The sequence below is a fragment of the Alteromonas sp. ABD4_190 genome (assembly GCF_056160105.1).
In genome coordinates this window covers 12,421-37,270 of record NZ_JBSWWN010000001.1, presented here as the reverse complement: position 1 = coordinate 37,270, position 24,850 = coordinate 12,421, and the positions used below count along the sequence as shown (strand labels likewise).

The window sequence follows — 24,850 nt, the reverse complement described above, 5'->3', positions numbered from 1 at the left end:
AATGGAGCAGTTAACATTAGACCCGATTGCAAAAGTATCGGGAGAGGTCAATGTACCTGGCTCAAAAAGTCTGTCTAATCGCGCACTATTGCTTGCCGCGTTGGCTGAAGGTGAAACTGAATTAACCAACTTGCTCGATAGCGAAGATATCGAGCATATGCTTAATGCACTTACGAAGTTAGGTGTTAGCTATCGCTTAAGCGAAGACAAAACTCAATGTGTTGTTCAAGGTAACGGTGGGGCCTTTAACGTAGCTGAACCACTTGAGCTTTTCTTAGGTAATGCCGGTACCGCAATGCGTCCTTTATGTGCAGCACTTGCTGCAAGTAACGTTGATACCGTACTTACTGGTGAGCCGCGTATGGAAGAGCGCCCAATTGGCGATTTAGTTGATGCGCTACGCGAAGCAGATGCTGACGTGTCTTACCTTAAAAATGAAGGCTACCCTCCGCTTCAAATTAAAGGCAAGACGTTAAACGGTGGCGAAATGTCGGTTGATGGCAGCGTGTCTAGCCAATTTCTAACGGCGCTTTTAATGGCAGCACCCCTGTTTTCAGGAGATGTGACTATTCGTATTAAAGGCGAATTAGTGTCTAAGCCTTATATCGATATCACGCTAGACACCATGGCTAAATTTGGTGTTACTGTTGAGAATGACAACTACCAGACGTTTACGGTTTCTGGCAACGCTAAGTACGTTGCGCCAGGTAAATTTATGGTAGAAGGCGATGCTTCTTCTGCATCTTACTTCCTTGCAGCCGGCGCCATTAAAGGTGGAACGGTACGCGTAACCGGAATTGGGCAGAAAAGCATTCAAGGTGATATCCGCTTTGCTGACGTGCTCGAAGCCATGGGTGCAAAGGTAGTGTGGAACGATGAATATGTTGAAATAACCGGTGCGCCACTTAAAGGTGTGAACATGGATATGAACCATATTCCGGATGCCGCCATGACCATTGCCACTACAGCGCTGTTTGCTGAAGGCCCTACGACCATGACTAACATCTATAACTGGCGTGTTAAAGAAACAGACCGACTTGCGGCTATGGCAACCGAACTTCAAAAGCTAGGTGCGAAAGTAGAAGAAGGGCACGACTATATAAAAGTATGGCCGACTGATTCGCTAAAACATGCTGAAATAGATACGTATAACGACCACCGTATTGCAATGTGCTTTTCACTAGTTGCATTAAGCGATACGCCGGTCACAATAAACGACCCAGGTTGTACACGCAAAACCTTCCCAGACTATTTTACCCGCTTTAAAACTTTATATAGCGCGTAAAAGCCTTGTAAAAATGAGTCAGAGGTTAATGAAGGGCAATGTAGGTTAACCCTTTAGTTGCTTCGTTGATCTGAATCAGATTTATCCTAATGTACAATGCCGACTCTAAGAGGCGGCATTGCTTATCTCTCACTAAAGCGTATAATTGCGCGCGATTTTTAGTAATTTAAACGATGGAGCAGGTATGCATTCCACACCCGTAGTCACGGTTGACGGTCCTAGTGGTGCAGGCAAAGGTACGTTAAGTAGCTTGCTAGCAAAAAAATTAGGGTGGCACTTTCTAGATAGCGGCGCAATTTACCGCGTATTAGCAGTTGCTGCACTACACCACGACCTTCCGTGTGATGATGAAGAATGTGTTGTTCCTCTAGCAACCGGTCTTGATGTTAGTTTCGAGACGAATGGCGATACCACTCGCATTATTTTGGAAGGCGAAGACGTTACAGACGATATTCGCACCGAAGAAGTTGGCGCCGTGGCGTCAAAAGTTGCAGCATTACCTCGTGTTCGCGAAGCGCTACTTCGCAGACAGCGTGCTTTCCAACAAGATCCAGGTCTTGTTGCTGATGGCCGCGACATGGGGACCGTGGTATTTCCTGATGCGCCTGTAAAGATTTTCCTTACAGCAAGCGCAGAGGCCCGTGCTGAACGGCGCTATAGCCAGTTGAAAGCAAAGGGCATGGATGTTAATATTGCGCGCCTTTTAACCGATATCAAGGCAAGAGACGAGCGCGATACACAACGTGCGGTGGCTCCTTTGGTACCGGCACAAGATGCAGTAATTATAGATTCAACGGACTTGGATATTGACCAAGTCTTTGAAAAAGCGATGGATATTATTTCCTCACGCCTTTAATGACGAGAGCTGATCGCATCCAAAGCAGTGTTGCTACAGGAAGTGGCGACTAATTTTAATAACCCCGCGTTATCCGGATAAGAAGCGTGGATATCAACTTAAAAGTTTATTTGAGACTTATGACTGAAAATTTTGCACAACTTTTTGAAGAAAGCTTACAAGAACTAGAAACACGTCCTGGTTCAATTGTAAAAGGTACTGTTGTTTCTATCGACAAAGACATCGTTCTTGTTGATGCAGGCTTGAAATCAGAAAGTGCTATCCCAGCTGACCAATTTAAAAATGCTGAAGGCGAACTAGAAATCGCTATCGGTGACCAAGTAGACGTTGCACTAGATGCAGTTGAAGATGGTTTCGGTGAAACTATCCTTTCTCGTGAAAAAGCGAAGCGTCACGAAGCTTGGGTTGAGCTGGAAAAAGCTTACGAAGATAAAGCTACAATTAAAGGCGTTATCAACGGTAAAGTTAAAGGCGGTTTCACTGTTGAAGTTAACAGTGTACGCGCGTTCCTTCCTGGTTCTCTTGTTGACGTACGTCCAGTACGTGACACTACGCACCTTGAAGGCAAAGAGCTTGAGTTTAAAGTTATCAAGCTAGACGCTAAGCGTAACAACGTTGTTGTTTCTCGTCGTGCAGTTATCGAAGCAGAAAGCAGCGCAGAGCGCGAAACGCTTCTTGCTAACCTTGAAGAAGGTCACGAAATCAAGGGTATCGTTAAGAACCTTACCGATTACGGTGCGTTCGTTGACCTTGGTGGCGTAGACGGTCTTCTACACATCACTGATATGGCTTGGAAGCGCGTTAAGCACCCAAGTGAAATCGTGAATGTTGGTGACGAAATCAACGTTAAAGTACTTAAGTTCGACAAAGAGAAGCAGCGCGTTTCTCTTGGTATGAAGCAAATGGGCAACGATCCATGGCAAGAAATTGCGTCTCGTTACCCAGAAGGTACTAAGATCAACGGTCAGGTTACTAACCTTACTGATTACGGCTGCTTCGTTGAAATCGAAGACGGCGTTGAAGGTCTTGTACACGTTTCTGAAATGGACTGGACTAACAAGAACATCCACCCATCTAAAGTTGTTAACCTAGGTGACACTGTAGATGTAATGGTTCTTGAAATTGACGAAGAGCGTCGTCGTATTTCTCTAGGTCTTAAGCAGTGCATTGCTAACCCTTGGGAAACATTTGCTGAGTCACACGAAAAAGGTGACAAAGTGTCTGGTAAGATCAAGTCAATCACTGACTTCGGTATCTTCATCGGTCTTGACGGCGGCATCGACGGTCTAGTTCACCTTTCTGACATCAGCTGGAACAAGTCTGGTGAAGACGCGGTTCGCGACTACAAGAAAGGCGATGAAATCTCTGCAGTTGTACTACAAGTCGACCCAGAGCGTGAGCGTATCTCTCTTGGCGTTAAGCAAATCGAAGAAGATCCTTTCAACAAGTATCTGACAGATAACAAGAAAGGTGCTATCGTTACTGGTACAGTAACAGCAGTTGATGCGAAAGGCGTTACTGTAAACCTAGCTGAAGAAGTTGACGGCTACATCCGCGTTGCAGATCTTGCTGTAGAGCGTGTTGAAGACGCAACTGAAGTAGCAAGCGTTGGTGATAGCATCGAAGCGAAGTTCATGGGCGTTGACCGTAAGAACCGCACTGTTAACCTATCTGTTAGAGCGAAAGATCAGGCTGACGAAAAAGAAGCTATCGATAAAGTTAACCAGCAAGAAGATGTTGGTTTCGCTAACGCGATGGCAGAAGCATTTAAAGCTGCTAAAGGCGAATAATGCTTTTGTGGGTGTGCATCTGCACACCCAATTCGCGATAGCTGTTTAAACAATAATATTGACAATGAGGTTAAGCATGACCAAGTCTGAATTAATTGAACGGCTCGCGGATCAAGCGCGTCATATTCCGGCGAAAGAACTCGAACTGGCTATTAAAGAACTTCTAGAGCAAATGGCGCAGACCCTTCAAAAGGGCGAGCGTATTGAAATTAGAGGCTTCGGCAGTTTCTCTCTTCACTATCGCGCTCCACGCGTAGGTAGAAACCCAAAAACGGGTGAAACAGTGAAACTGGACGGTAAATATGTACCGCACTTTAAGCCCGGTAAAGAGCTTCGTGAAAGAGTAGATGCCTCAATCGCATAATGCATTTTAAAAGCCGCTGTAAAGCGGCTTTTTTGTGTCTGATGATAAAAATCATCATATTTGGTATAACTTACTGTCAAGCTTAAATTCACGAATACCCCGATATACTTTTGTTTAATTTTTAATGCCTATTGACCCCGACTTAAATAGGGTTATATATTATTCTGATAATAATAAACGGTATACATAGATGTAATGTCAGCCGGCGACGAACAAGCAATAATAAAGCAGTACCAGCCGCTCATTCGCGCGTTAATTCCTTATGAACAACAAAATAGGTTGTTAGAGGGAATTAACAAGTTTTCGAAGCGTTTGCCCAGTAGTGTCCGAAAAGTCGTGAAAGAAGAGGTTGTTCGATTAACATCGTTAACCGACGCACCTGCTGATAATTCTGCCTTTGCCCAATTCCCTGTAATGAAATTCAAGCACTTCGGTGTTCAGATGCGCCTTGATAAAGTTGGCGCGCAGATCCTCAAAAACGAGACATCGCTTTATCAAGACAGGTACACCGTAGGTGTGTTTGAGTCAGTAATGAACTCAGACTTCTACCAAAACCAGATAAAAAAAGAACAGTTTAAAAAAATCGTTGATGCGTTCAATGTTGAGAGTCAATCATTTACTGATATCGACTTCGGTGATGACATTGCCATCCGCCCAAACTTTACTCTGTCTTCTCCTGACTTTGAGAAAGGTCGACATTGCTCCATAAGCTCTATGTCGCATAGAGGTATTGCACTGGAAACAAAAAGGCCCCCCAATGCATCAACTGGCGATATTATCACTTTCACTATCCCAGAAGTTAAAGGCCTAACCAAAGAACCTACTGAAATTACCCTTGAACTAGAGTCTGTAAAATACAATAAACATTTAGGGAAATACGAAACGTCATTTAATTTTTTAGATGACGTCGATAAGGGGTTTTTAGCAACGCTCAAACGTTATGTTTCGGTAACTGCCTATAAGCAACCACTGCAGCGAGATTTAGAAATAGAGCGTGCTATGCAAGAACTAGAGCGCGACCGAATACTTGAAAATAGCCCATGGATGCCGGTATTTCTCGCGCCAGAAGGAAAGTCGCTCAAACCTATCATTGCACTTTTTACCAAAGCTAATGTTGAACACAATGATGCAGGTAAGCTACTGGCAAGCTTGCAAGATAAGCCTATATTCGAAACGTTAGTTGATGAGTTGCGAAAGTACAACGAAGCTTATGTATTTCACGGCAACATTAAAACCAAAAATGGTAACGTACAGATAACCGCAACGCATAGGCAACTCCTTGCGCTTAAACAACTTAATGCGCTTGTGTATCTGCTTGCTAAAGGTGGTGACTTCATTTGTACGCACTGTCGACTCGATAGTGTAACCCGTGAAGATAAACAAAAAGCCTTTGCTATTCACGATATTGCGAGTAAAGAATTTGAGCAGCTTGCCCAGATCTCCCATGTTTTATACTGCAAAGATGTTTCAGCCTACCTCACAAACTTAACGCTTTCTGCTAAATGCGATTTCAAGCCTTTGTCTAAAACGTTGAAAGCTAGCGGTGACAACTGGCGCATAGATTATGTCATGGAAGAAGATTTAGATAGACGGAGTGAAACTCGCTACGTTATCGATAAACCCGCTTCCATTAAAGTAGGCTTGCTTACCTCTCTTGACGCGCGAGTAGCCGATTTAAGCGCCAGCGGTATGAAATTGACAGTTGCGCCGCACAGCGATCTGCAAAAAGAGATACGAGTTTCTGTGCCGGAACTAAAAATTAAAGGTGAAAAATATAAGGTTGTGCATTACCAAGCTGAAACTGGCGTGGTCAGGCTATGCCTCGTAGAAGACACACGCAAAGCTAAAGTGAGCTCTAACGTCGATCACATGGTTGAAGAGAATACGGCTTATTTTAAAGTGAGAGATATTGCTCGTATTCAGCGATCAACACATCGTTACATTTGGGAGCTTGCCGTAAGGCATATGCCGTCGCTATCGGTACTTTGCGTAATGAATAGGTTTACACTCGACAGGCTAAAAACCGTCTATCAAAGCGATGCCTCCGACGATCTTTATCCTTTTTCACGTACACAAAATATCATCCCGCTTCATGGTTTCTTTGCAGACAAAGGTCAGGCAAAGCCTAAATCCCAAATATTAGAAGCCATGTTTAAAGAAACCTCTGAAAAAGCTTTAGTTGTGCATTGCGTTAGAAAAAGCGACAGCCGTCTCGTATACATAAAAGAACGCGATTTTTTGTTCTCTAAGCTACGTATGCAAATCAAAACTCAGTTAGATGAAGAAAAAATCCAGTTAAGTGCTACTGATGTTACCGCAATACGCTGCCACGGGGCTATAACACCGTTGACCAAAAAGCGGCTAGCTCAGCTTTCGAAGTTAGATAAAGCTATGTATGACAAGCTTGAAACTATGCAAGCAGGTTATACTCACTGTATTTTCATTACGAATATGTCTGCGCTTCACCATGATTTAGTGGTAGATAATCTCATAGCAAAACCTCAGCGCCATGAACTTGATGGTGAAGGGGCAGCTTAATATCATTTTTGCATTCCCACGTTTTGCTAGGGTACTTGTCGCACCTTCTGAGTGGAAAATCATCTATGTGTATTGGTATAACATCATTTCCAACACGCTTTTAGTGTTATCTCTTTTCGCATTTTGCTATTCTTGTAAATAAATCAACAAAAAAGGGTTGAGTGTTGAAAGGGATCCTAGCGTTTCTCATTATCTTAGTGCTACTTGCCATTGCATTTGTGATTGGCTCTCAAAATGAAGCACAAGTAACAGTTAATTATCTAATTGCTCAGGCGAATCTTCGCTTATCAACATTGATTGCGATTACACTTTCAATAGGCGTGGGTATCGGCATTTTAATCATGTTAATGAGTTGGCTGAAGTTACGTGTTCAGTTGATGTCTGCGCAATCGAAAATACAGAGTTTGGAACAAGACCACTAATGCTCGAACTGCTGTTTCTCCTTTTACCTGTTGCGGCAGGGTACGGTTGGATAATGGGCCGAAACAGTGTCCGTCAAGCGCAGCGAAAACAGTCAAGTATCCTATCTAAGCATTACTATAAAGGGCTAAACTTTTTACTTTCAGACCAACCTGATAAAGCTGTTGATACGCTAATTAAAATGATTAACGTAAATAGCGATACGGTGGAAACTCATATTGCAATGGGCAGTTTTTTCCGTCATCGCGGAGAAATAGATCGCGCCATTAAAGTCCATCAAAACTTGGTTAGTCGCGACGAACTCCAGCCCGCCCAACGAGAAAATGCACTTCGAGAACTCGGTCACGATTATACGCTAGCCGGCTTTTTAGAGCGCGCGGAAAACGCATTTCTTCAGCTTTTAAACAGTGAAAAACATTATTTGGTTGCCCAGCAACAGCTGTTTAGCATCTATCAAACCACGAAAGAGTGGGAAAGAGCGATAGAGTTAGCGGAGCGTATGGTGCAATGTCATGGTGATAATGATGACCTGTGCGAACGCTTAGCCCATTTTTATTGTGAACAGGCATCGGTTGAATTGAAGAACGATAGCCAAGGGGCGGCATTGACCTTATTACAAAAAGCGGTAAACGCCGACGAACATGCGGTTAGGCCGTGGCTTATGTTAGGTGATATAGCGCTTGATCAGAAACGCTTTACTGATGCCAACGCGTATTTTACCCAAGTAGCCGAACGCGATATTAATTGGTTCAGCGAAGCCGTGCCTAGCTTAGAAAAAATTGCCGAAGAGACGGACGACTGGGATAGTTTTCAGAAAAACTTAGAAGCGCATTGGCAAGAGTGTGCAACGTCTTATTTAGCCATGGTTGATGTGCTAATGAAGCGCGGTGAAACAGCCCAAGCCGCAGAATATTTATTAGAACAGCTTCGTAAACGCCCGACCATGCGCGGTTTTAAAACCCTCATGGGGCTTTATATAGATCAGCTTTCAGATAAAACTACGGCTGATAGTTTACGCTTACTTAAAGAATTGGTTGAAAAGCAAATGTTGCAGCGCCCTAAATATCGCTGTGGCAGCTGTGGCTTTTCCGGCCGAAAATTATATTGGTTATGCCCTAGCTGTAAAAAGTGGGGTGTAGTCAAACCTATTAAAGGGCTAGACGGAGAATAAAAGAACATGCATGACCCACGCGTTATTGTTGCATTAGACTATGACAATAAAGACACTGCATTAGCGTTTGTTGATAAATTAGATTCAAGCTTATGCAAGCTAAAAGTGGGCAAGGAGATGTTCACCTTATTCGGGCCGGAATTCGTAAAAGCGCTAATTGCTAAAGGCTTTGACGTTTTCTTGGATCTAAAATTCCACGACATTCCAAATACAGTAGCGAAAGCGTGTAAAGCAGCGGCGGAGCTAGGTGTATGGATGGTAAACGTACATGCATCCGGCGGCCTACCTATGATGCAAGCGGCTAAAGAGGCGATTGCAACAAGCAGTAATCCTCAAACTAAGCTTATTGCGGTTACCGTACTTACCAGCATGGACGAGGCGCAGCTGGCTGATGTAGTAAGCGGCGTAACGCCAGAGCAACAAGTACTGCGCTTGGCAGCACTAACAGAAAAAGCAGGTTTAGACGGCATCGTCTGCTCAGCACAGGAAGCCAGCGCGTTGCGCGAAAAACACAGCGATGACTTTCTATTAGTTACGCCAGGTATTCGCCCTGTAGGCGCTGACGCTGGCGACCAGAAACGTGTTATGACGCCACCTGATGCAATGAAAGCAGGCGTGAGTTATTTGGTAATGGGACGGCCTATTACCAAAGCAGATGACCCTATTGCAGTATTGAAGTCCGTAAACGAATCAATAAACGGTTAGACTTAATGCAAATACAAAAAAGCTCGGATGCCGTGTTCACATACCGAGCTTTTTTCTTTAAGCCATTTTTAAGGCTCTTTATTCACGAGAGTGCTCAAGAGCCATTAAAATAATCGAAAAACCTTATTCGCCTTTAAGCGCTACTTCAGCTGGCGTATAGGTTAAACCTAGTTCTTCACCTAGTGCATCAACTACCGCTTTATAGGTTACTTTACCTTCGTGAACGTTCAAGCCGTTTAGCAAGTGCTTGTCTTCTAACATAGCTTTCGCTGGGCCTTTGTTTGCCAGAGCCAAACCAAATGGCAAGGTCGCATTGTTAAGCGCCATAGTAGAAGTGCGCGCAACGCCGCCAGGCATGTTTGCAACACAGTAGTGAACAACGTCATCAACAATATAAACTGGGTCTTGGTGCGTAGTGGCTTTAGATGTTTCAAAGCATCCGCCTTGGTCAATAGCAACATCTACAAGTACAGAGCCTGGCTTCATCGCTTTAATTTGTTCACGAGTAAGTAGTTTAGGTGCTGCTGCGCCAGGAATAAGGACTGCGCCAACAACAAGGTCGGCTTTAGAAGAGTAATGCTCGATAGCATCAACCGTAGAGTAAACCGTCTTAACTTGACCGTTAAAGATATCGTCAAGCTGGCGAAGACGCGGAAGCGAACGGTCTAGGATGGTGACGTCTGCGCCAAGGCCTAGTGCCATTTTCGCAGCGTTAGTTCCTACAACGCCACCACCAATTACCAATACTTTGCCTGGCGCTACACCTGGTACACCACCAAGAAGGGTACCGCTGCCGCCGTGCGCTTTTTCAAGGTAGTGCGCGCCAGCTTGAACAGACATGCGGCCCGCTACTTCACTCATTGGTGCAAGCAATGGAAGACCACCGCGGTCGTCAGTTACTGTTTCATAAGCAATACAGGTAGCGCCTGACTCAACTAACAACTTAGTTTGCGTAGGATCTGGGGCTAAGTGAAGGTATGTATAAAGTGTTTGGCCCTTACGAAGCATTTTACATTCGTTTGGTTGAGGCTCTTTCACTTTTACAATCATTTCCGCTTCAGCAAACACTTGCTCAGCAGTAGGTGCAATGGCTGCGCCTGCTTCGACATACATTTCGTCAGTGAAACCGATAGCATCACCGGCATTAGTTTCAACAAGAACACTATGACCGTGAGTAACAAATTCTTTTACTGCTGCTGGCGTCAAGCCAACACGATATTCGTGGTTCTTAATTTCTTTTGGTACACCAACTAACATGTATCGTCCTCAATTTTATAACGAGCTTCTATGCGGCTCTGGTTGAACTTTGTTTCGTAGCAATCGGTCTTGAAAGCCCGTAAACCTATTTGGCGAGTATACGTCATAAAAAAACGAACTATCTGCTGAATAATGAAGTTATGTAGCATATAATCCTTTAAAAGATAGCTTGTAAGGTATTTTATATGCTGGTAAAGACGCCTAAACACCTTGACCGGATAGACAGGAATATACTGGTACAACTGCAGAAAAACGGGCGTATATCTAATGTCGAACTTGCTAAAGAGGTGGGCTTAAGTCCAAGCCCTTGCTTAGAGAGAGTCAAGAGATTAGAGACTCAGGGCTATATAAAGGGCTACCACGCGTTAGTTGACCCAGAAAAGCTTGGCGCTGCTATGCTCGTGTTCGTTGAGATTACATTAACCAAAACATCGGTAGATATCTTTGCAGAATTTTCTGCTGCGGTAAAACTGCATGACGATATTCAAGAGTGTCACTTGGTATCTGGTGATTTCGACTTCTTATTAAAAGCCCGTGTTGCGGATATGGGCAGTTATAGAAAACTGTTGGGTGATACCTTATTGCGTTTACCGGGTGTAAGTGAGTCTCGGACCTATGTTGTGATGGAAGAAGTAAAAAGCACATCATCACTGCGCATTAATTTGAAGTAATGAAAGCATGGCTCAATAGCGTGTTTTTATGGTAGGCTGTGCAAAAATACAGTGTTTGTGTGCAACGAAAGGATTGTTGCGGTTCACATACAATAGGGTAGGGGAGCATCCCAATAGCTTTCTTAATAGGCTCAGCTACTTACCAACATTACTCAAATAATAATTATTTAGGGATTGCAAAGAGTTCGCTAAGCTCTTTGTAGCGTTTAACGCAAAGATAGTACGTATAGGCTAAGACCATTAGTCGATATAAAACTACATGCGATAGAAATTGAAGGTTCTTTAGGGTTATGGCGCGATTAACAGGGGTTCAGCGAGTGTGGGAAGCAGGCATGATTATCGCCTGTGTTTTCGCCTTCTTCTTATTGCTGGCACTAGTATCTTTTCATCCAGGTGATCCAGGTTGGAGTCAGGCTGGTTTACAATTAGACATACACAATTGGGTAGGGGCAACAGGTGCGTGGGTTGCAGATTTACTGTTGTTTTCATTTGGCTTTCTCGCCTATCTACTTCCGTTCGGTTCTGCCTTCTTAGGCTGGTTCTTATTTCAACACATCAAAGAACTTGATGAGTTCGATTACCTCACTATTGGATTAAGAATTATCGGTGGGCTGTTAATGGCGCTTGGTGCAACGGGCATCGCCAGTATAAATTTTGACGACATTTACAACTTTTCAGCGGGCGGTTTTGTTGGGGACGTTATTAGTTCGGCACTTATACCTTATTTTAATACCGCTGGAACGATCCTCTTGTTGCTTTGCTTTTTTTGTACCGGGTTTACTCTATTAACAGGTATAAGCTGGCTTACCATTATTGATAGATTAGGGGAAGGGACGCTATGGTTGGGTCGCAAGAGCCTGTCTGCACCTCAAAGTTTGCTGGCACTTGAAATGCCACGTTTGGCGTTAGCCAATAAGTCTTCCAACCAAGAAAGTGCTGACACCGCAGAGCTGGATATTACCAGTATGCGGGCAGAACCCTTGGCGTCTTCAGTAAAAGCTCAGGAACAGCCACAGCAACCGCAAACGCCTACGCAGAGAGCTACTCCGACTCGCAATGAACCCTCTTTCAGTATTGATGAGCTTGATGATGAGCCACCGTTTTATACTTATGATGGCAGCGATAAGGCGCAAGCTGAAGGTAAGTCGACGCAAGATAGCGAAAACTTACGAAGCGATGAAGCGCTTTCAAATGCGAGCGAAAGTGAACCTGAGACGAAGAAGTCAGCATTTTCATTATCAAGTATGCGCAATGCGGTAACGGGTAGCTTTAAAGATAAATCAGGCTTGGATAAATCTAACCAAGATGAGCCACTGTCGCCGGAAAGTGAAAGTATTCAAAGTGAGCCTCAGGTCCAGCAAAGCCCGCATATTAATTTTGATGAGCTAGAAGAATTTGACGAAGACTTACCCTATGAAACAGGAAGTAAGCCCGCGCCTTCGGTAAGTGTTAGCGAAACACCTGCGCCAGCACCTGCAGAACAGGCACAAACAGCGAGTCAAGAAAGCAATCAAGCATTCACGCCTGCAGCACTTGGTGCTAAGCCGGTTAAAGCGAAATCGAATGAAATTGACCCTGATTTGCCACCTATGCCGTCGTTCGATTTGCTTGAACGTGCTGACAAACACGAAAATCCGCTGACGCCGGAAGAGATTGAAGGTATTTCTCGCCTTGTTGAAGAAAAGCTGGCTGATTTCAATATTGAAGCCACTGTAGTGGGTGTGTACCCAGGGCCAGTAATTACGCGTTTTGAGCTTGATTTAGCGCCTGGCGTTAAAGTGAGCAAAATTACAGGGTTATCAAAAGACTTAGCCCGTGCAATGTCAGCTATTTCAGTTCGTGTAGTAGAGGTTATTCCAGGTAAGTCGGTTATTGGGTTAGAACTTCCCAACAAAAAACGTGAGATGGTGCGTTTGAGTGAAGTAATTAGCTGCGATACCTTCCAGTCTAACAAATCGCCATTAACCATGGTTTTAGGTGCAGATATCTCTGGTCAGCCGGTAGTGGTTGATTTAGCTAAAATGCCTCACCTTCTTGTTGCCGGTACTACAGGTTCAGGTAAATCTGTGGGTGTGAACGTGATGATCTTGAGTTTGCTTTATAAAAGCACGCCTGAAGACGTTCGCATGATCATGATTGACCCGAAAATGCTTGAGCTTTCGGTTTACGAAGGTATACCGCATTTGCTTGCTGAAGTGGTTACTGACATGAAAGAAGCCGCCAATGCCCTTCGCTGGTGTGTAGGTGAAATGGAACGTCGTTATCGCCTAATGAGCGCTCTTGGCGTACGTAACCTAAAAGGCTATAACGCCAAGGTAGAAGAAGCTATTGCGAACGGCACACCAATTAAAGATCCGCTTTGGAAGAATGAAGAAAGTATGGATGCCGAAGCGCCAGATTTAGCAAAACTTCCAGCTATTGTTGTGGTAGTGGACGAATTCGCCGACATGATGATGATTGTGGGCAAAAAAGTTGAAGAGCTTATTGCACGGATCGCACAGAAAGCACGTGCTGCGGGTATACACCTTATTCTCGCTACACAGCGTCCGTCTGTAGATGTAATTACAGGCTTGATTAAAGCGAATATTCCAACCCGTTGTGCATTCCAGGTATCAAGCAAAATAGATTCAAGAACCATTCTCGACCAACAAGGCGCAGAAACCTTGTTAGGTATGGGGGACATGCTTTACCTACCACCGGGAAGCCCAGTACCTACCCGAGTGCATGGTGCGTTTGTAGACGATCACGAAGTGCATGCGGTAGTGGCCGATTGGCAAAAACGCGGTGAGCCAGAATACATAGACGAGATCCTGAATGGCGAGGCAACGGCGGAAGTCTTACTGCCAGGTGAGCAGCCTGAGGGTGAAGACCAAGAATTCGATGCATTCTACGACGAAGCCGTAGCGTTTGTTACCGAAACTCGTCGTGCGAGTGTCTCAAGCGTGCAGCGTAAATTTAGAATCGGTTACAACCGCGCAGCGCGCTTGGTTGAACAAATGGAAATGAGTGGTGTCGTAAGTGCACAGGGGCATAACGGAAACCGTGAGGTGCTTGCACCGCCGCCCCACAAAGAATAACGAATGGATTGAATAAATGAATAAAGCAGTTTCGGTTTATTTTATAAGCGCACTAGCCGCCGGCGGACTAACGATAAATGCCACCAACGCATCGGCGGAATTAGCTTCTACAGAGTTAGTTACTAAAGGCAGCATAGACACCACAGGTATGGCGCACCAAAAAAGTAACAATGACTCAGTGAGTTCATCGCTGCAGGCGCGATTGAGCAACATGAAACAGTTCCGTGCAGGCTTCGACCAAACAGTGGTAGACGCCCAGCAAAATGTGGTGCACGAGGCCCAGGGTAAGCTAACCATGACCCGTCCCAATAAGCTTCGCTGGGAAACCACGTTTCCTGATGAAACTTTGCTGGTAGCTGATGGTGAAGCGGTGTGGAATGTAGATACTTTCGTAGAGCAGGTGACGGTGCTTTCTCAAGATAATGCGATTAAGGATAACCCTATCGTTTTGCTTACATCGACAGATGAAGCAACCTGGTCGAAGTTTTCTATCAGCCAAATGAACAGTGGTGTATCTGCTGGTAATTCGGCCAATGACGTCAAAAGTGATAATGCCTTGCGAAGTTATCAAATCACTCCAAAAGAAGAAGGCGGTCAAATCCTAACGCTAACTTTAACCTTCAATCAAGATAACGAGCTCACTTCACTTAATATGCTTGATGCACAACAGCAAATCAGCACGTTAGTGTTCAATAATATTGAGACTCGCTTTCCAGTACCCGCCGATACATTCTCAGTTGATATTCCAGATAGCTTCATAGTTGATGACCAACGTTAATCAAGAGTTTGCGCCGCTGGCGGCGCGAATGCGCCCGGTTTCCATAGGCGAGTACAGCGGCCAAGACCATTTACTTGGTGAAGGCAAGCCACTTCGTAAAATGTTAGAGGCAGGTCACTGTCATTCTATGATTTTGTGGGGGCCGCCGGGTACCGGAAAAACTACTCTTGCGGAGCTAATCGCTCAGTACACTAATGCGTCTGTATTGCGTATTTCAGCCGTTACATCCGGAGTGAAAGACATTAGGGCCGCTATGGATACGGCAGAAGAAAACGCCCGATACAATCAGCGAACGTTGCTTTTTGTAGATGAAGTTCACAGGTTTAATAAGAGCCAGCAAGATGCGTTTTTGCCATTTGTTGAATCGGGTGTGGTCACCTTTATTGGTGCAACGACAGAAAACCCCTCATTTGAATTAAATAAAGCGCTTTTGTCCCGAGTCCGTGTTTACGTGCTAAAAACACTTGAACAACACGCGTTATCTGAATTAATCGATAGAGCGCTGAGTGATAGCGAAAAAGGCCTCGGCGACCGAGCCCTTGGTATTGAAGAAACAGCAAGAAACGCCCTTATAGACTTGAGCGGTGGCGATGCTCGCCGTCTTCTTACGTATTTGGAGCTAGCCGCAGACTTCACTAGCGCTAGCGACATTACCGTCAGCGATGTTGAACACGCGGTGGGCGAAAAAGTAGCCAGCTATGATAATAAAGGTGATACCTTCTACGACCTAATCTCCGCGTTTCATAAATCTGTTAGAGGCTCAGATCCAGACGCAGCCCTTTACTGGTACGCAAGAATTCTTGATGGCGGGGGAGACGCGCTGTATGTAGGAAGACGTCTACTTGCTATCGCGTCTGAAGACATTGGTAATGCAGACCCAAGAGCAATGCAACTTTGTATTAATGCCTGGGACACGTTTCACCGAGTAGGGCCTGCAGAGGGCGAGCGTGCCATCGCACAAGCCGCCGTTTACTGTGCCTTAGCTGCAAAAAGTAATGCGGTATATATGGCATTCAACGAAGCAAAAGCATTGGCACGTAAAACATCCGACGCTCCGGTTCCCATGCATTTACGCAATGCGCCTACGTCGCTAATGAAAGAGCTAGGCCACGGCGATGGTTACCGCTATGCGCACAACGAGCCGAACGCGTTTGCCGCGGGTGAGTCTTACTTGCCAGAAAGCCTTACCGGAACTCGCTTGTATAACCCTAATGAACGCGGTTTAGAGAAAGCTTTGAAAGCCAAGCGTGAATTTCTCGATTCACTTAATGCGAGAAGTAACAATAAAAGGTAAAGTTGCAGACAAGTAACTCAACTAGTTCAGATTATATGAATTAGTTAATAAAAAAATGCGCTAGGGAGTTTTCGTGCCTCAAGGGTTAGCTTTGTATTGTTTTATTGCCGCTGGCGGTGCGACCGGCGCCTGTTTACGCTATTTTGTTACCACAAGTGTTGATTCCTTATTTGGAAAACACATGCCGTTTGGTACACTAACGGTGAATGTGGTCGGGTCGTTTGCACTCGCATTACTGTACGGTTTTATCGAACGTCATGATTTAAGCGACTCTCCTTACCGAGCGCTTATCGGTGTAGGGTTATTAGGTGCCTTTACCACATTCTCAACATTTTCCGTTGAAACCTTAACTTTATTAGAAAACGGGTTGTGGCTTAAAGCCGCAGCAAATGTATTTCTTAACGTTGGCGCTTGCCTAATAGCAGGTTGGCTAGCCATTCAATTAATGAAAGGATAATTAGAAACACATGTTAGATCCAAAGTGTTTGCGAAGCGATATAGAACAAACAGCTAAGCGATTGGCTGCCCGTGGTTTTAACCTCGATGTAGCAGCTTTCAGTTCGCTTGAAGAAAAAAGAAAAACACTTCAGTCCAGAACACAGGATCTGCAAAACGAGCGAAACGTACGAAGTAAATCCATTGGTAAAGCAAAAGCGCAAGGTGAAGATATTGCGCCGCTTCTCGCAGAAGTGGGTAAGCTTGGTGACGAGCTTGATGCCGCTAAAGCAGAGCTTAGCGAACTGCTAGATGAAATTAATACCTTTACCCAAGGCATTCCTAATTTACCACATGAATCGGTGCCGGAAGGTGAAAACGAAAACGACAACGTGGAAATTTCTCGTTGGGGCGAGCCGCGTACGTTTGATTTTGAAGTTAAAGATCACGTAGATGTTGCTGAAGGCTTAAACAACGGCTTAGATTTCGCCACCGCAAGTAAGCTTACGGGAAGCCGCTTTGTAGTGATGCGCGGCGATATTGCTCGCCTAAATCGTGCAATTGCTCAGTTCATGCTAGATACCCATACCCAAGAGCATGGCTATCAAGAAATGTACGTGCCATATTTGGTTAATGCTGACAGCTTATACGGTACAGGCCAGTTGCCTAAATTTGGTGAAGATCTTTTCCACACCAAGCCAGCAACAGAAGAGGGGCAGGGGCTAAGCCTTATACCAACGGCAGAAGTACCGCTGACAAACATTGCCCGTGATGAAATATTAGATGCGAAAACACTGCCAGTGAAAATGACGGCTCACACGCCTTGCTTCCGCTCTGAAGCTGGTTCGTACGGTCGAGATACCCGTGGCCTTATTCGTCAGCATCAGTTCGATAAGGTAGAACTTGTACAGTTAGTCAAGCCGGAAGATAGCTTTGACGCGCTAGAAGCACTTACAGGACACGCAGAAGTTATTCTTCAAAAGCTAGAATTACCGTACCGCAAAGTGTTGCTTTGTACTGGTGATATGGGCTTTGGTGCATGTAAAACCTACGATCTTGAAGTATGGCTACCTGCGCAAAATACCTATCGTGAAATTTCTTCATGTTCAAACATGTTGGACTTCCAAGCACGACGCATGCAGGCTAGATTCCGTAACCCAGAAACGAATAAACCTGAACTTCTTCACACATTGAATGGTTCTGGTTTAGCGGTAGGGCGCACGCTTGTTGCTATTTTAGAGAATAATCAGCAAGCAGACGGAAGCGTTACGATTCCAAAAGCGCTAGTGCCTTATATGGCAGGGCAGGAAGTGATTAAGGCAAGCAATTAACCCACTTTGAAGTGGCGAATCATTTCTGCCAGTAATAATATGAAATCCGATATGAGTATTCGTATCGGATTTTTTTATATTATTGATGGATATTCTTTATGTGCGGATTTATACAGCGTATTACTGACTCACCTGACGTTATTGCGCTACTTGAAGAAGTCGGGCTAACACAAACCATTCCGCTTTTTGTCAACGAATCTTCCACAAGCAATGTCATTAACTTTTATCCCGCATTTGGAAAAGCAGCTGAACGGCAAATAACCAATATAATCGTATCTAGTGATAGCACAATAGATGCGACATGGTGGTTTGATGCTAAGCCCGTTGGCAACACGCTAGAGGTTGGGAACAGAACAACATTTAACGCCCGAAACTTAGATAGCCCTTATTGGGGAAAGTTTATTCGTGAACGGCGGGCTATAGTTGTAGCAACGGCAGTAGGTGAGTCTAACCCGGTTGGAAAAGGAAAATCACATTATTTAATGAAGCCCACAAGCGGCGCCTTACTTATTGGCGCGGTATACCGGCGGTTTAGTAATGGGTTGTTTTCCTGTGCGGTGGTGACACGTCCGCCCATAGATGGCTTTAGTCAGTATCATGAAAAATCTATTCCATGCTTTCTTCCTCACGATAGTCACGCTATTAATGCGTGGCTAACCGCTGACAAACATAGCTCGTTAAATGATGAGGTAGAGTATATTTTGAATAACCCTTGCATTTATACCGACCTTGAAGTAACGCGAGTAAAAACGTTTAAAAGCGCTCAGGCAATGGGGGAAGTCAATATATTAAAGGCTGACGAAAACTATTGATTTAAACTAGCAAGAGAACAAAATAAAGGCGGCAATAACAACAGCCGCCTGTGATAACCTCTGTGCTAAATAACGCTTTATTTAAGGTAAGAAAGCAAGGTTTCCTCGTCCGCACCTAAAACATTCTTTTTCACTTCTTTATCGACCACATCTGAACATTGAGATGACATTCCGTTTCTCAATTTGCCAAGAAACCCTGGCCCGCTAATAATATCTATTGAGCCTAGCGCACCTCGTTTACGCTCGCCATCCAGCCAGTCAGCAATGTCACTGGCAAATCGTTCATCTTCGAGTTCAGCGGCATCTTTTCGGTTCATGCTATCAACGCCCTGTACCTGCGAAGCGGGAGCCGATTGCCTGCCGGGTTTATCTGTATAAATGTCTTGGTCACTCGCGCCACTAAACTCATTGTGCCATTTCTTTATTTCAACAAGCGCACTTCCGTGGTTGGTATAGGTGTAAGCTGTGGCGTTGTCGTGGTTGGCCACAATTACGTAGTGTTTCTGAACTGTCATACAGCCTCCTATGTCCATTTATGTAAAACATTCACGTTTATGGTGTTTGGTGAAAGACAAGTATGAAAAATGTGCCTAAAACCTCAGTTAAAACGCTAATGTAAAAGAGGTGTTGCAATATCAACACCAAAGCCAAGAAAGATAACAATAGGGTGGCGCTTCTTATAGCTACTTCGAATTAAGCTTCAACCCGAGCAGCAACTTAACGAGTGCTTTTAGTAGAAGGCTAGTAGGAGGGGTTAAGCCTTGTCGATACACAACTATCGATACTGCGATATGACGAGCAAGTAATCTCAAGGAATGTGCGAAAGGGAAAAATGCTAGCAGAGGGGCGCTAGCGCTTTAAATACAATGCGTAATCGCCTTTACAAGCACTTAGCCGGTTTGGGCAACCCAGCCAGCTTAGTGGCTTGCTTAGCCGGGCCTTTCTTAAAGAGTCGCTGCAGGTAGCGGCTATTACCTTTTTCTGGCCCAAACTTATTGGCCATGGCTTTCACCAAAGCACGAATCGCTGGGCTGGTTTCGTATTCTTCATAGAATGCGCGTACGAAGCGCACCACTTCCCAGTGGGCTTCTGTTAATTCAATGTTCTCTTCTTGCGCCAGCAACTCAACCATATCTTCTTCCCAAAGGGTATAGTCAAGTAAATACCCGGCTTTATCAGTAGGGATCGCTTGCCCCTTATAATTGAAGCTATAGGTTTCTTGTGTCATGAAAGGGGTATCCAGTGCTGATTTTTTGCTGATATTGCAGCAAGTTCTTTGTGGGAAATTGGGTTAATATGTTCAGGCAGATTTGCGCCCCTAGTAGCCGCATCTGTACTCAAGAACGACAGGTTAAGCGTTGACTTGTCTTTTGCCGTGCTTGTTACTGTGCTTTTTACCGTATTGACCAGTTCCTCAAAAAACGCGGTGTTTAACGTAGGGGCATAAACGCCATCACCAACGAATACTACATATGCAGAGGTCGCTTGCTGAAAGGTGGCTTCAATAAGCTGTTTGTATTCAGTGCTCAAATTTGGCGTTGAAATAGTAATAAGCATTAGAATGTCACCACATGATCTACGCTTTGGATAAGCGTGACCTTTTCTTTTGGGGTTATCCACTCACAGTCTAACTCATCAACTAAATTGTTATTGGAAAGAACCTGCTCAATGTCGTAGGTATCTGCACTTGCTTTACACACAAAGCATTCTTCGATATCGAAAAACGGCATGCTAGCTAAACGTTTGGTGTGATTTTTTAGTCCTTTGGTAGACGCTGCCTTAACAAGTTGCAGTACACCTTGGTTTTCAAAAAGCACTTTAACATCGTGCCCATAGTTTGTTGCAGCAAGCGCAAAATCTAAACCGTCTTGGCTTTTAGCATTGGAAAAGGGGCTTTGCGTAAACCTAATAAGTAGTTGCGCCATTAGAATTGTACCAGCCTGTTGCAATCATGGAGCGCAGTGAAGAATTCGCCCAAGCCTGCTTGCTCGAAAGGCGCGGTTAAGTTGGCCTGAGACAACCCATTCTCTTTCGCCTCTAACTCACTAACAATACCTCGCTTAACGGCGGCGGTAATGCATACAAGTAGTTTCACGTTGTGTTCAGTCGCTAGAGTCTTCCAGCTTTCAAGTACGAACAGCTCGTCACCCGTCTTTAGCATTAAGTTATTGGTGTGGTGTACACCTTCGCTATAAAAGAAAACGTTATTTATTACATCACCATTATCGATTACACCTTGTGCAAAGGCGAGGGCACGTAACGCGGTATCGCCTTGAAACGGTGATGATGTGATAAGTACTGAATATTCTGCCATACAAATAAAAACACCCCGGTTAAGGGGTGTTTCTCTTTTCAACCTTTAACGCTGTTTTAATCGTCGCCACCAAACGCACCTAGAAGTTGAAGGATAGACGTGAACAAGTTGTATATGTTCAAGTATAGCGAAACTGTTGCGCGAATGTAGTTTGTTTCACCACCGTGGATGATACGACTTGTATCAAACAAGATGAAACCTGACATAATAAATACAATCGCTGCACTGATTGCTAAGCTTACCGCTGGAACTGCAAAAAAGATATTCGCGATAGCAGCTACAAGCACTACAACTAGACCTACAACTAAAAAGCCGCCCATAAACGAGAAGTCTTTCTTAGTGGTTAACGCGTAGCCAGATAGCGCGAAGAACACAAGCGCTGTTGCACCTAGCGCTTCCATGATTAAGCCTGGACCCGCAACGCCTAAATAGAAATTAAGCGTGTAACCTAGTGATGCACCCATTAAACCTGTGAATGCAAACACCCAGTAGATACCAGATGCTGAATCAGCTTTTTTCTGAACTACAAATAACGTAATAAAAGCGCCGATAGTCATAACAAGAGACATCATAGGAGAAATGCCTACCGCCATTGCTATACCAGCACAAACCGCACTAAACGCTAGTGTCATCGCAAGCAGCATATAGGTGTTGCGTAGAACCTTGTTCGTCTGCAATACCGATGGTTGAGATGCACTTGAATACATCGAACGTTGATCCATTGTTTCCTCCAACAGGACTTATGATATGACCAAAATGGTACACAATTATTTAGTGTATGTTGTATGGGTTTTAGTTCCCATTTTCAAGTAGTTTCAGATGAAAATGGTGTCAGGTGAATATAAAAACATCTTTTATACGTGCTAAACAGCGTATTTGGTTGAAATCTGGGCACTTAACCAAATTTTTTAATTTTTCGCTTTACAGTCATAAAAATATCATTAAGATACGCAGCACTTCAGGAGAGTTGGCAGAGCCCGGTTTAATGCACCTGACTTGAAATCAGACGTGGGGTCAAACCCACCGGGGGTTCGAATCCCTCACTCTCCGCCATATTAGGAAAACCCGCACATTGTTGCGGGTTTTTTTATGCTTGTTTACTACGTTAAACTTTCGTATAAGACCACAGTCGCATTGTTACATTCCATTCACATGTTTAGGCTTGCGTTTTCTTCGCGCAATCTAAAGGTGTTATGTGTCACAAGAAAGTTCTTCTTATCAAAATCTTCACAAACCAAGTAGTAGCTTTGAGTCACGAGACGACTATTTAAATCACGAATTACAAATACTTTCTCCTAAACGCTGGCGGTTAAACCTGCCCGGTAAAGACTACCGCGTTGAATGGGAAGACTTTGTACCCGGGATGGCTGCAACTATAGGTAAAATAGTTATGGTTGCCGCCGTAGTAGGTGCATTCGCAGCACCGCTAGGGCTATCTCCGGAGTTTGTTATTGAAAACGTGCGCTTTGAATTACTCATTGCAGCAGTCTTGTTCGTTGTACTGATTTCCGGTTTTCTGAACCCGTCAGCTAATTTAGCAGGTACACACGGCCCCTTACTGCCCTTGGTACCCCTTATTGTTGCATCTGGTGGCCACCCCATGGCGCTCGGTCTGCTCATTGGACTCTTTGGTTTTATTTTAGGAATAACGAAGGGCGGCAGTGTGCTTGCTAGGCTAACCAGTAACGGTGTATGCGGTGGATTGCTGTTGTACTTAGGGTTTATTGGCATTACAGGCCAGGTAAAGAAACTCTTTGCGTGGGCAGAAAGCTTCGATATGGCTTACTTAGCCTTCGTGGTGATCATTGCCACTATTTTAATGTATGCATGGCTAGAGCATATTCAAAAGCGCTGGTTAGCCATTCCGCTTGGTGCGGTAATGGCAGCAGCAATAGCTTTTGCTTTTGGTGCGCCGTTTGAGTTCACTACATCGCCTGGCATGCCTAATCTCAATCCTGCGTATTGGTGGGGCGAAGATACAGGCTGGAAACTAGGCCTGCCAGACTGGTCGCATTTTATTGCAGTGCTGCCTTTTGCTGTGCTGGCTGTGTCTATGTGGTCGCCGGATTTCTTAGGCCATCAAGTCTTCCAAAAGCTTAGTTACCCGAAGAAAAGTGAACGAGCGCACATGAATATAGATGACACCATGATTGCTGCATCTAGTCGTCAGGCAGTTGGAAGCCTCCTGGGAGGAGGGAATATCTCATCTTCGTGGGGGACCTACATTATTCCGGCTTCAATCGCGCGCAGACCCATACCCGGTGGTGCTTTGGTTACTGGCTTTTTATGCGTTGTAGCGGCACTTTGGGGTTACCCCATGGATTTAGCAATTTGGCCGCCAGTGCTTTGCGTAGCGCTTATTGTTGGGGTCTTTCTGCCGCTAATGGAAGCCGGTATGCAGATGACGCGTGAAGGTAAAACGACCCAGTCTGCCGCATTGGTAGTGATCTCATCTGTATTAGTTAATCCGGTATTCGGATGGTCTTTTACCATGCTTTTGGATAATTTGGGGCTCGTTGGGTGCAAAGATAGGGCTGGAGAGCTCGGCAAAGCAGGGCGTTGGCTAATTCCAGGAGTTACGTTTTTGGTGTTATGTACCGTTATGGCTCTAATTGGTATGTTCCCGGGTGTGCCCGCGATTATGGAAACCTTCAGAATGTGATGAGGGCTTTAGGGTAAGTTTACTCTTTTAAAGTTTAAGTTACTGAAACCAGATATGTTATTACGCGAACGGCGTCGGAGGTGTTTCTCCACGCCGTTTTTATTTAATTTATTAAGCTGATATCTCTCATCCACTGAAGTTATGTTTCTACTATATAAATTAAGCGTTACGCGTACCGCGATTTACTTGTCCCAGTAGGGCGTACTTTCAAAATAGCTTGATAAAAAGTCAATGAAAACTCTTAGCTTATTAGAAATGAGCTTACGATGAGGATAGACCGCATACAAAGAGATGGCTTGCGGTACGAAATCGTCCAGTATGGACACGAGTTCCCCGTTTTTGAGCGCTTCACCGGCAATGAAGGTAGGTTGAAGTACATAACCTTCACCCTGCTTTGCTACATTGGTTAGGACTTCTCCATTATTGGCGGTTAGCTTAGGCGTCACAGTCTGGGCATTTGCTTTAAGCGCCGCAATAAGCGCTGATTTATCGTTATCGTAGTTGACGTAGGAGTACTCAAGATAGTGTTCAGGTTTTAATTCAGCTGCAAGTTTATCGATACGTGAGGGTGTGCTTGTTGAAACGCACTGAGTGCACTCGCTAAATGTAATGTTGAGAAAGAGACAGGGGCACTTACGTGCAGAACTCCCTTTGCTTCTGTATTGAGCAACCCAAGCTGACTTTCCATATCGGTTACGCTTTCAAGAATATGATTTGCATGTTGCAAACACTGCTGACCAGCCTCGGTTAGGTGAATTTTTCTTGTAGTGCGATTGAATAAACGCGTATCAAGTTGCTTCTCTAATTCGGCAACATACTTGCTTACGAGTTGGTTTGAAGTGTCTAGCTTTTCTGCAGCTTTTGTAAAACTGCCTTCATTCGCAACAACGCAGAAGGTTTTCAGTAGCGATAGTTTATCCATCGTTCAGCCATTCGTCTCAATAAACAACAAATTGTTGGTAATCATTCAATATTTAACCGCTTTATTCAATAGGTGTTGGTAACTATTCTATATGCATCAGGTTAGCGCTGTGCCAACTCAATGAAGTCCGGCGGAGCGTTCAACACTTTTTAAATATGACACTTTCAA

25 protein-coding genes and 1 tRNA gene are annotated in these 24,850 nt (G+C 44.5%); 17 read left to right on the top strand and 9 right to left on the bottom strand.

Features of this window, described 5'->3' with window-relative positions; translation table 11 throughout:
* The first annotated feature begins 1 nt into the window (after position 1).
* The 8 genes from aroA (at position 2) to pyrF (ending at position 9,129) form a co-directional block, all read left to right on the top strand.
* A complete protein-coding gene (gene aroA / locus ACXAFM_RS00200) occupies positions 2-1,285 on the top strand; it encodes a 3-phosphoshikimate 1-carboxyvinyltransferase (RefSeq protein WP_474825810.1) in 1,284 nt (427 codons plus the stop codon).
* 184 nt (positions 1,286-1,469) lie between these two features.
* Positions 1,470-2,141 carry a (d)CMP kinase gene (gene cmk, locus ACXAFM_RS00195; RefSeq protein ID WP_014976668.1) on the top strand — a complete coding sequence of 224 codons (672 nt, stop codon included), beginning with the start codon at positions 1,470-1,472 and terminating at the stop codon, positions 2,139-2,141.
* A 119-nt stretch (positions 2,142-2,260) separates the two neighbouring features.
* The gene (rpsA, locus tag ACXAFM_RS00190) at positions 2,261-3,931 is read left to right on the top strand and encodes a 30S ribosomal protein S1 (protein ID WP_474825808.1); all 1,671 of its coding nucleotides are present in this window, start codon (positions 2,261-2,263) and stop codon (positions 3,929-3,931) included.
* A 76-nt stretch (positions 3,932-4,007) separates the two neighbouring features.
* Complete coding sequence (gene ihfB / locus ACXAFM_RS00185) at positions 4,008-4,295, top strand: integration host factor subunit beta (protein ID WP_014949641.1); 288 nt, start codon at positions 4,008-4,010, stop codon at positions 4,293-4,295.
* A gap of 195 nt (positions 4,296-4,490) precedes the next feature.
* Positions 4,491-6,833, top strand: coding sequence for a PilZ domain-containing protein (locus ACXAFM_RS00180; protein ID WP_474832612.1), 2,343 nt, complete (start codon positions 4,491-4,493; stop codon positions 6,831-6,833).
* A 161-nt stretch (positions 6,834-6,994) separates the two neighbouring features.
* On the top strand, positions 6,995-7,255 hold the full coding sequence (locus ACXAFM_RS00175; RefSeq protein ID WP_474832610.1) for a LapA family protein: 261 nt from the start codon (positions 6,995-6,997) through the stop codon (positions 7,253-7,255).
* The gene (lapB, locus tag ACXAFM_RS00170) at positions 7,255-8,424 is read left to right on the top strand and encodes a lipopolysaccharide assembly protein LapB (RefSeq protein ID WP_474832608.1); all 1,170 of its coding nucleotides are present in this window, start codon (positions 7,255-7,257) and stop codon (positions 8,422-8,424) included. The genes ACXAFM_RS00175 and lapB overlap by 1 nt, the downstream gene beginning before the upstream one ends.
* Before the next feature lie 6 nt (positions 8,425-8,430).
* Positions 8,431-9,129: an orotidine-5'-phosphate decarboxylase gene (gene pyrF / locus ACXAFM_RS00165; protein WP_474832605.1), complete on the top strand. Its 699-nt coding sequence runs from the start codon at positions 8,431-8,433 to the stop codon at positions 9,127-9,129.
* 123 nt (positions 9,130-9,252) lie between these two features.
* Here pyrF and ald read toward each other — a convergent pair whose 3' ends face one another.
* On the bottom strand, positions 9,253-10,386 hold the full coding sequence (gene ald / locus ACXAFM_RS00160) for an alanine dehydrogenase (protein ID WP_474832602.1): 1,134 nt from the start codon (positions 10,384-10,386) through the stop codon (positions 9,253-9,255).
* A 185-nt stretch (positions 10,387-10,571) separates the two neighbouring features.
* Here ald and lrp point away from each other — a divergent pair, with 185 nt between their 5' ends.
* The 7 genes from lrp (at position 10,572) to ACXAFM_RS00125 (ending at position 18,784) form a co-directional block, all read left to right on the top strand.
* On the top strand, positions 10,572-11,057 hold the full coding sequence (gene lrp, locus ACXAFM_RS00155) for a leucine-responsive transcriptional regulator Lrp (protein ID WP_474806603.1): 486 nt from the start codon (positions 10,572-10,574) through the stop codon (positions 11,055-11,057).
* A gap of 290 nt (positions 11,058-11,347) precedes the next feature.
* Positions 11,348-14,134, top strand: coding sequence for a DNA translocase FtsK (locus tag ACXAFM_RS00150; RefSeq protein ID WP_474832600.1), 2,787 nt, complete (start codon positions 11,348-11,350; stop codon positions 14,132-14,134).
* 16 nt (positions 14,135-14,150) lie between these two features.
* Complete coding sequence (lolA, locus tag ACXAFM_RS00145; RefSeq protein WP_474832597.1) at positions 14,151-14,912, top strand: outer membrane lipoprotein periplasmic chaperone LolA; 762 nt, start codon at positions 14,151-14,153, stop codon at positions 14,910-14,912.
* Positions 14,899-16,206, top strand: coding sequence for a replication-associated recombination protein A (locus tag ACXAFM_RS00140; protein WP_474832594.1), 1,308 nt, complete (start codon positions 14,899-14,901; stop codon positions 16,204-16,206). The genes lolA and ACXAFM_RS00140 overlap by 14 nt, the downstream gene beginning before the upstream one ends.
* A 73-nt stretch (positions 16,207-16,279) precedes the next feature.
* The gene (gene crcB, locus ACXAFM_RS00135) at positions 16,280-16,663 is read left to right on the top strand and encodes a fluoride efflux transporter CrcB (protein ID WP_014949631.1); all 384 of its coding nucleotides are present in this window, start codon (positions 16,280-16,282) and stop codon (positions 16,661-16,663) included.
* A gap of 10 nt (positions 16,664-16,673) precedes the next feature.
* Positions 16,674-17,972, top strand: coding sequence for a serine--tRNA ligase (gene serS / locus ACXAFM_RS00130; RefSeq protein WP_474832591.1), 1,299 nt, complete (start codon positions 16,674-16,676; stop codon positions 17,970-17,972).
* 98 nt (positions 17,973-18,070) lie between these two features.
* Positions 18,071-18,784, top strand: a complete 714-nt coding sequence (locus ACXAFM_RS00125; protein ID WP_474832589.1) for an SOS response-associated peptidase family protein — start codon at positions 18,071-18,073, stop codon at positions 18,782-18,784.
* A 77-nt stretch (positions 18,785-18,861) separates the two neighbouring features.
* Here the strand turns inward: ACXAFM_RS00125 and ACXAFM_RS00120 are convergent, their stop codons facing one another.
* The 6 genes from ACXAFM_RS00120 to ACXAFM_RS00095 form a co-directional block, all read right to left on the bottom strand.
* Positions 18,862-19,299 carry a host attachment protein gene (locus ACXAFM_RS00120; protein ID WP_474832586.1) on the bottom strand — a complete coding sequence of 146 codons (438 nt, stop codon included), beginning with the start codon at positions 19,297-19,299 and terminating at the stop codon, positions 18,862-18,864.
* A gap of 365 nt (positions 19,300-19,664) precedes the next feature.
* Positions 19,665-20,012, bottom strand: coding sequence for a TusE/DsrC/DsvC family sulfur relay protein (locus ACXAFM_RS00115; RefSeq protein WP_014949623.1), 348 nt, complete (start codon positions 20,010-20,012; stop codon positions 19,665-19,667).
* On the bottom strand, positions 20,009-20,341 hold the full coding sequence (locus ACXAFM_RS00110) for a hypothetical protein (RefSeq protein ID WP_474832582.1): 333 nt from the start codon (positions 20,339-20,341) through the stop codon (positions 20,009-20,011). The genes ACXAFM_RS00115 and ACXAFM_RS00110 overlap by 4 nt, the downstream gene beginning before the upstream one ends.
* The gene (locus tag ACXAFM_RS00105; protein ID WP_474832579.1) at positions 20,341-20,709 is read right to left on the bottom strand and encodes a DsrE family protein; all 369 of its coding nucleotides are present in this window, start codon (positions 20,707-20,709) and stop codon (positions 20,341-20,343) included. Before ACXAFM_RS00105 ends, ACXAFM_RS00110 begins: the two co-directional genes overlap by 1 nt.
* Entirely contained in the window at positions 20,709-21,098 is a 390-nt protein-coding gene (tusD, locus tag ACXAFM_RS00100; RefSeq protein WP_474825776.1) for a sulfurtransferase complex subunit TusD, read from the bottom strand. The genes ACXAFM_RS00105 and tusD overlap by 1 nt, the downstream gene beginning before the upstream one ends.
* 56 nt (positions 21,099-21,154) lie before the next feature.
* Entirely contained in the window at positions 21,155-21,820 is a 666-nt protein-coding gene (locus ACXAFM_RS00095) for a Bax inhibitor-1/YccA family protein (protein ID WP_474832577.1), read from the bottom strand.
* Between the two features lie 239 nt (positions 21,821-22,059).
* On the opposite strand from ACXAFM_RS00095, the gene ACXAFM_RS00090 reads away from it, so the two are divergent.
* Positions 22,060-22,151 (top strand) — tRNA-Ser (locus ACXAFM_RS00090).
* A gap of 142 nt (positions 22,152-22,293) precedes the next feature.
* On the top strand, positions 22,294-23,760 hold the full coding sequence (locus ACXAFM_RS00085; protein WP_474832574.1) for a DUF3360 family protein: 1,467 nt from the start codon (positions 22,294-22,296) through the stop codon (positions 23,758-23,760).
* A 182-nt stretch (positions 23,761-23,942) separates the two neighbouring features.
* Here the strand turns inward: ACXAFM_RS00085 and ACXAFM_RS00080 are convergent, their stop codons facing one another.
* Both ACXAFM_RS00080 and ACXAFM_RS00075 read right to left on the bottom strand, forming a co-directional pair.
* On the bottom strand, positions 23,943-24,320 hold the full coding sequence (locus ACXAFM_RS00080) for a LysR substrate-binding domain-containing protein (protein WP_474835539.1): 378 nt from the start codon (positions 24,318-24,320) through the stop codon (positions 23,943-23,945).
* The gene (locus ACXAFM_RS00075) at positions 24,296-24,682 is read right to left on the bottom strand and encodes a LysR family transcriptional regulator (protein WP_474832570.1); all 387 of its coding nucleotides are present in this window, start codon (positions 24,680-24,682) and stop codon (positions 24,296-24,298) included. Before ACXAFM_RS00075 ends, ACXAFM_RS00080 begins: the two co-directional genes overlap by 25 nt.
* Positions 24,683-24,850: the final 168 nt, after the last annotated feature.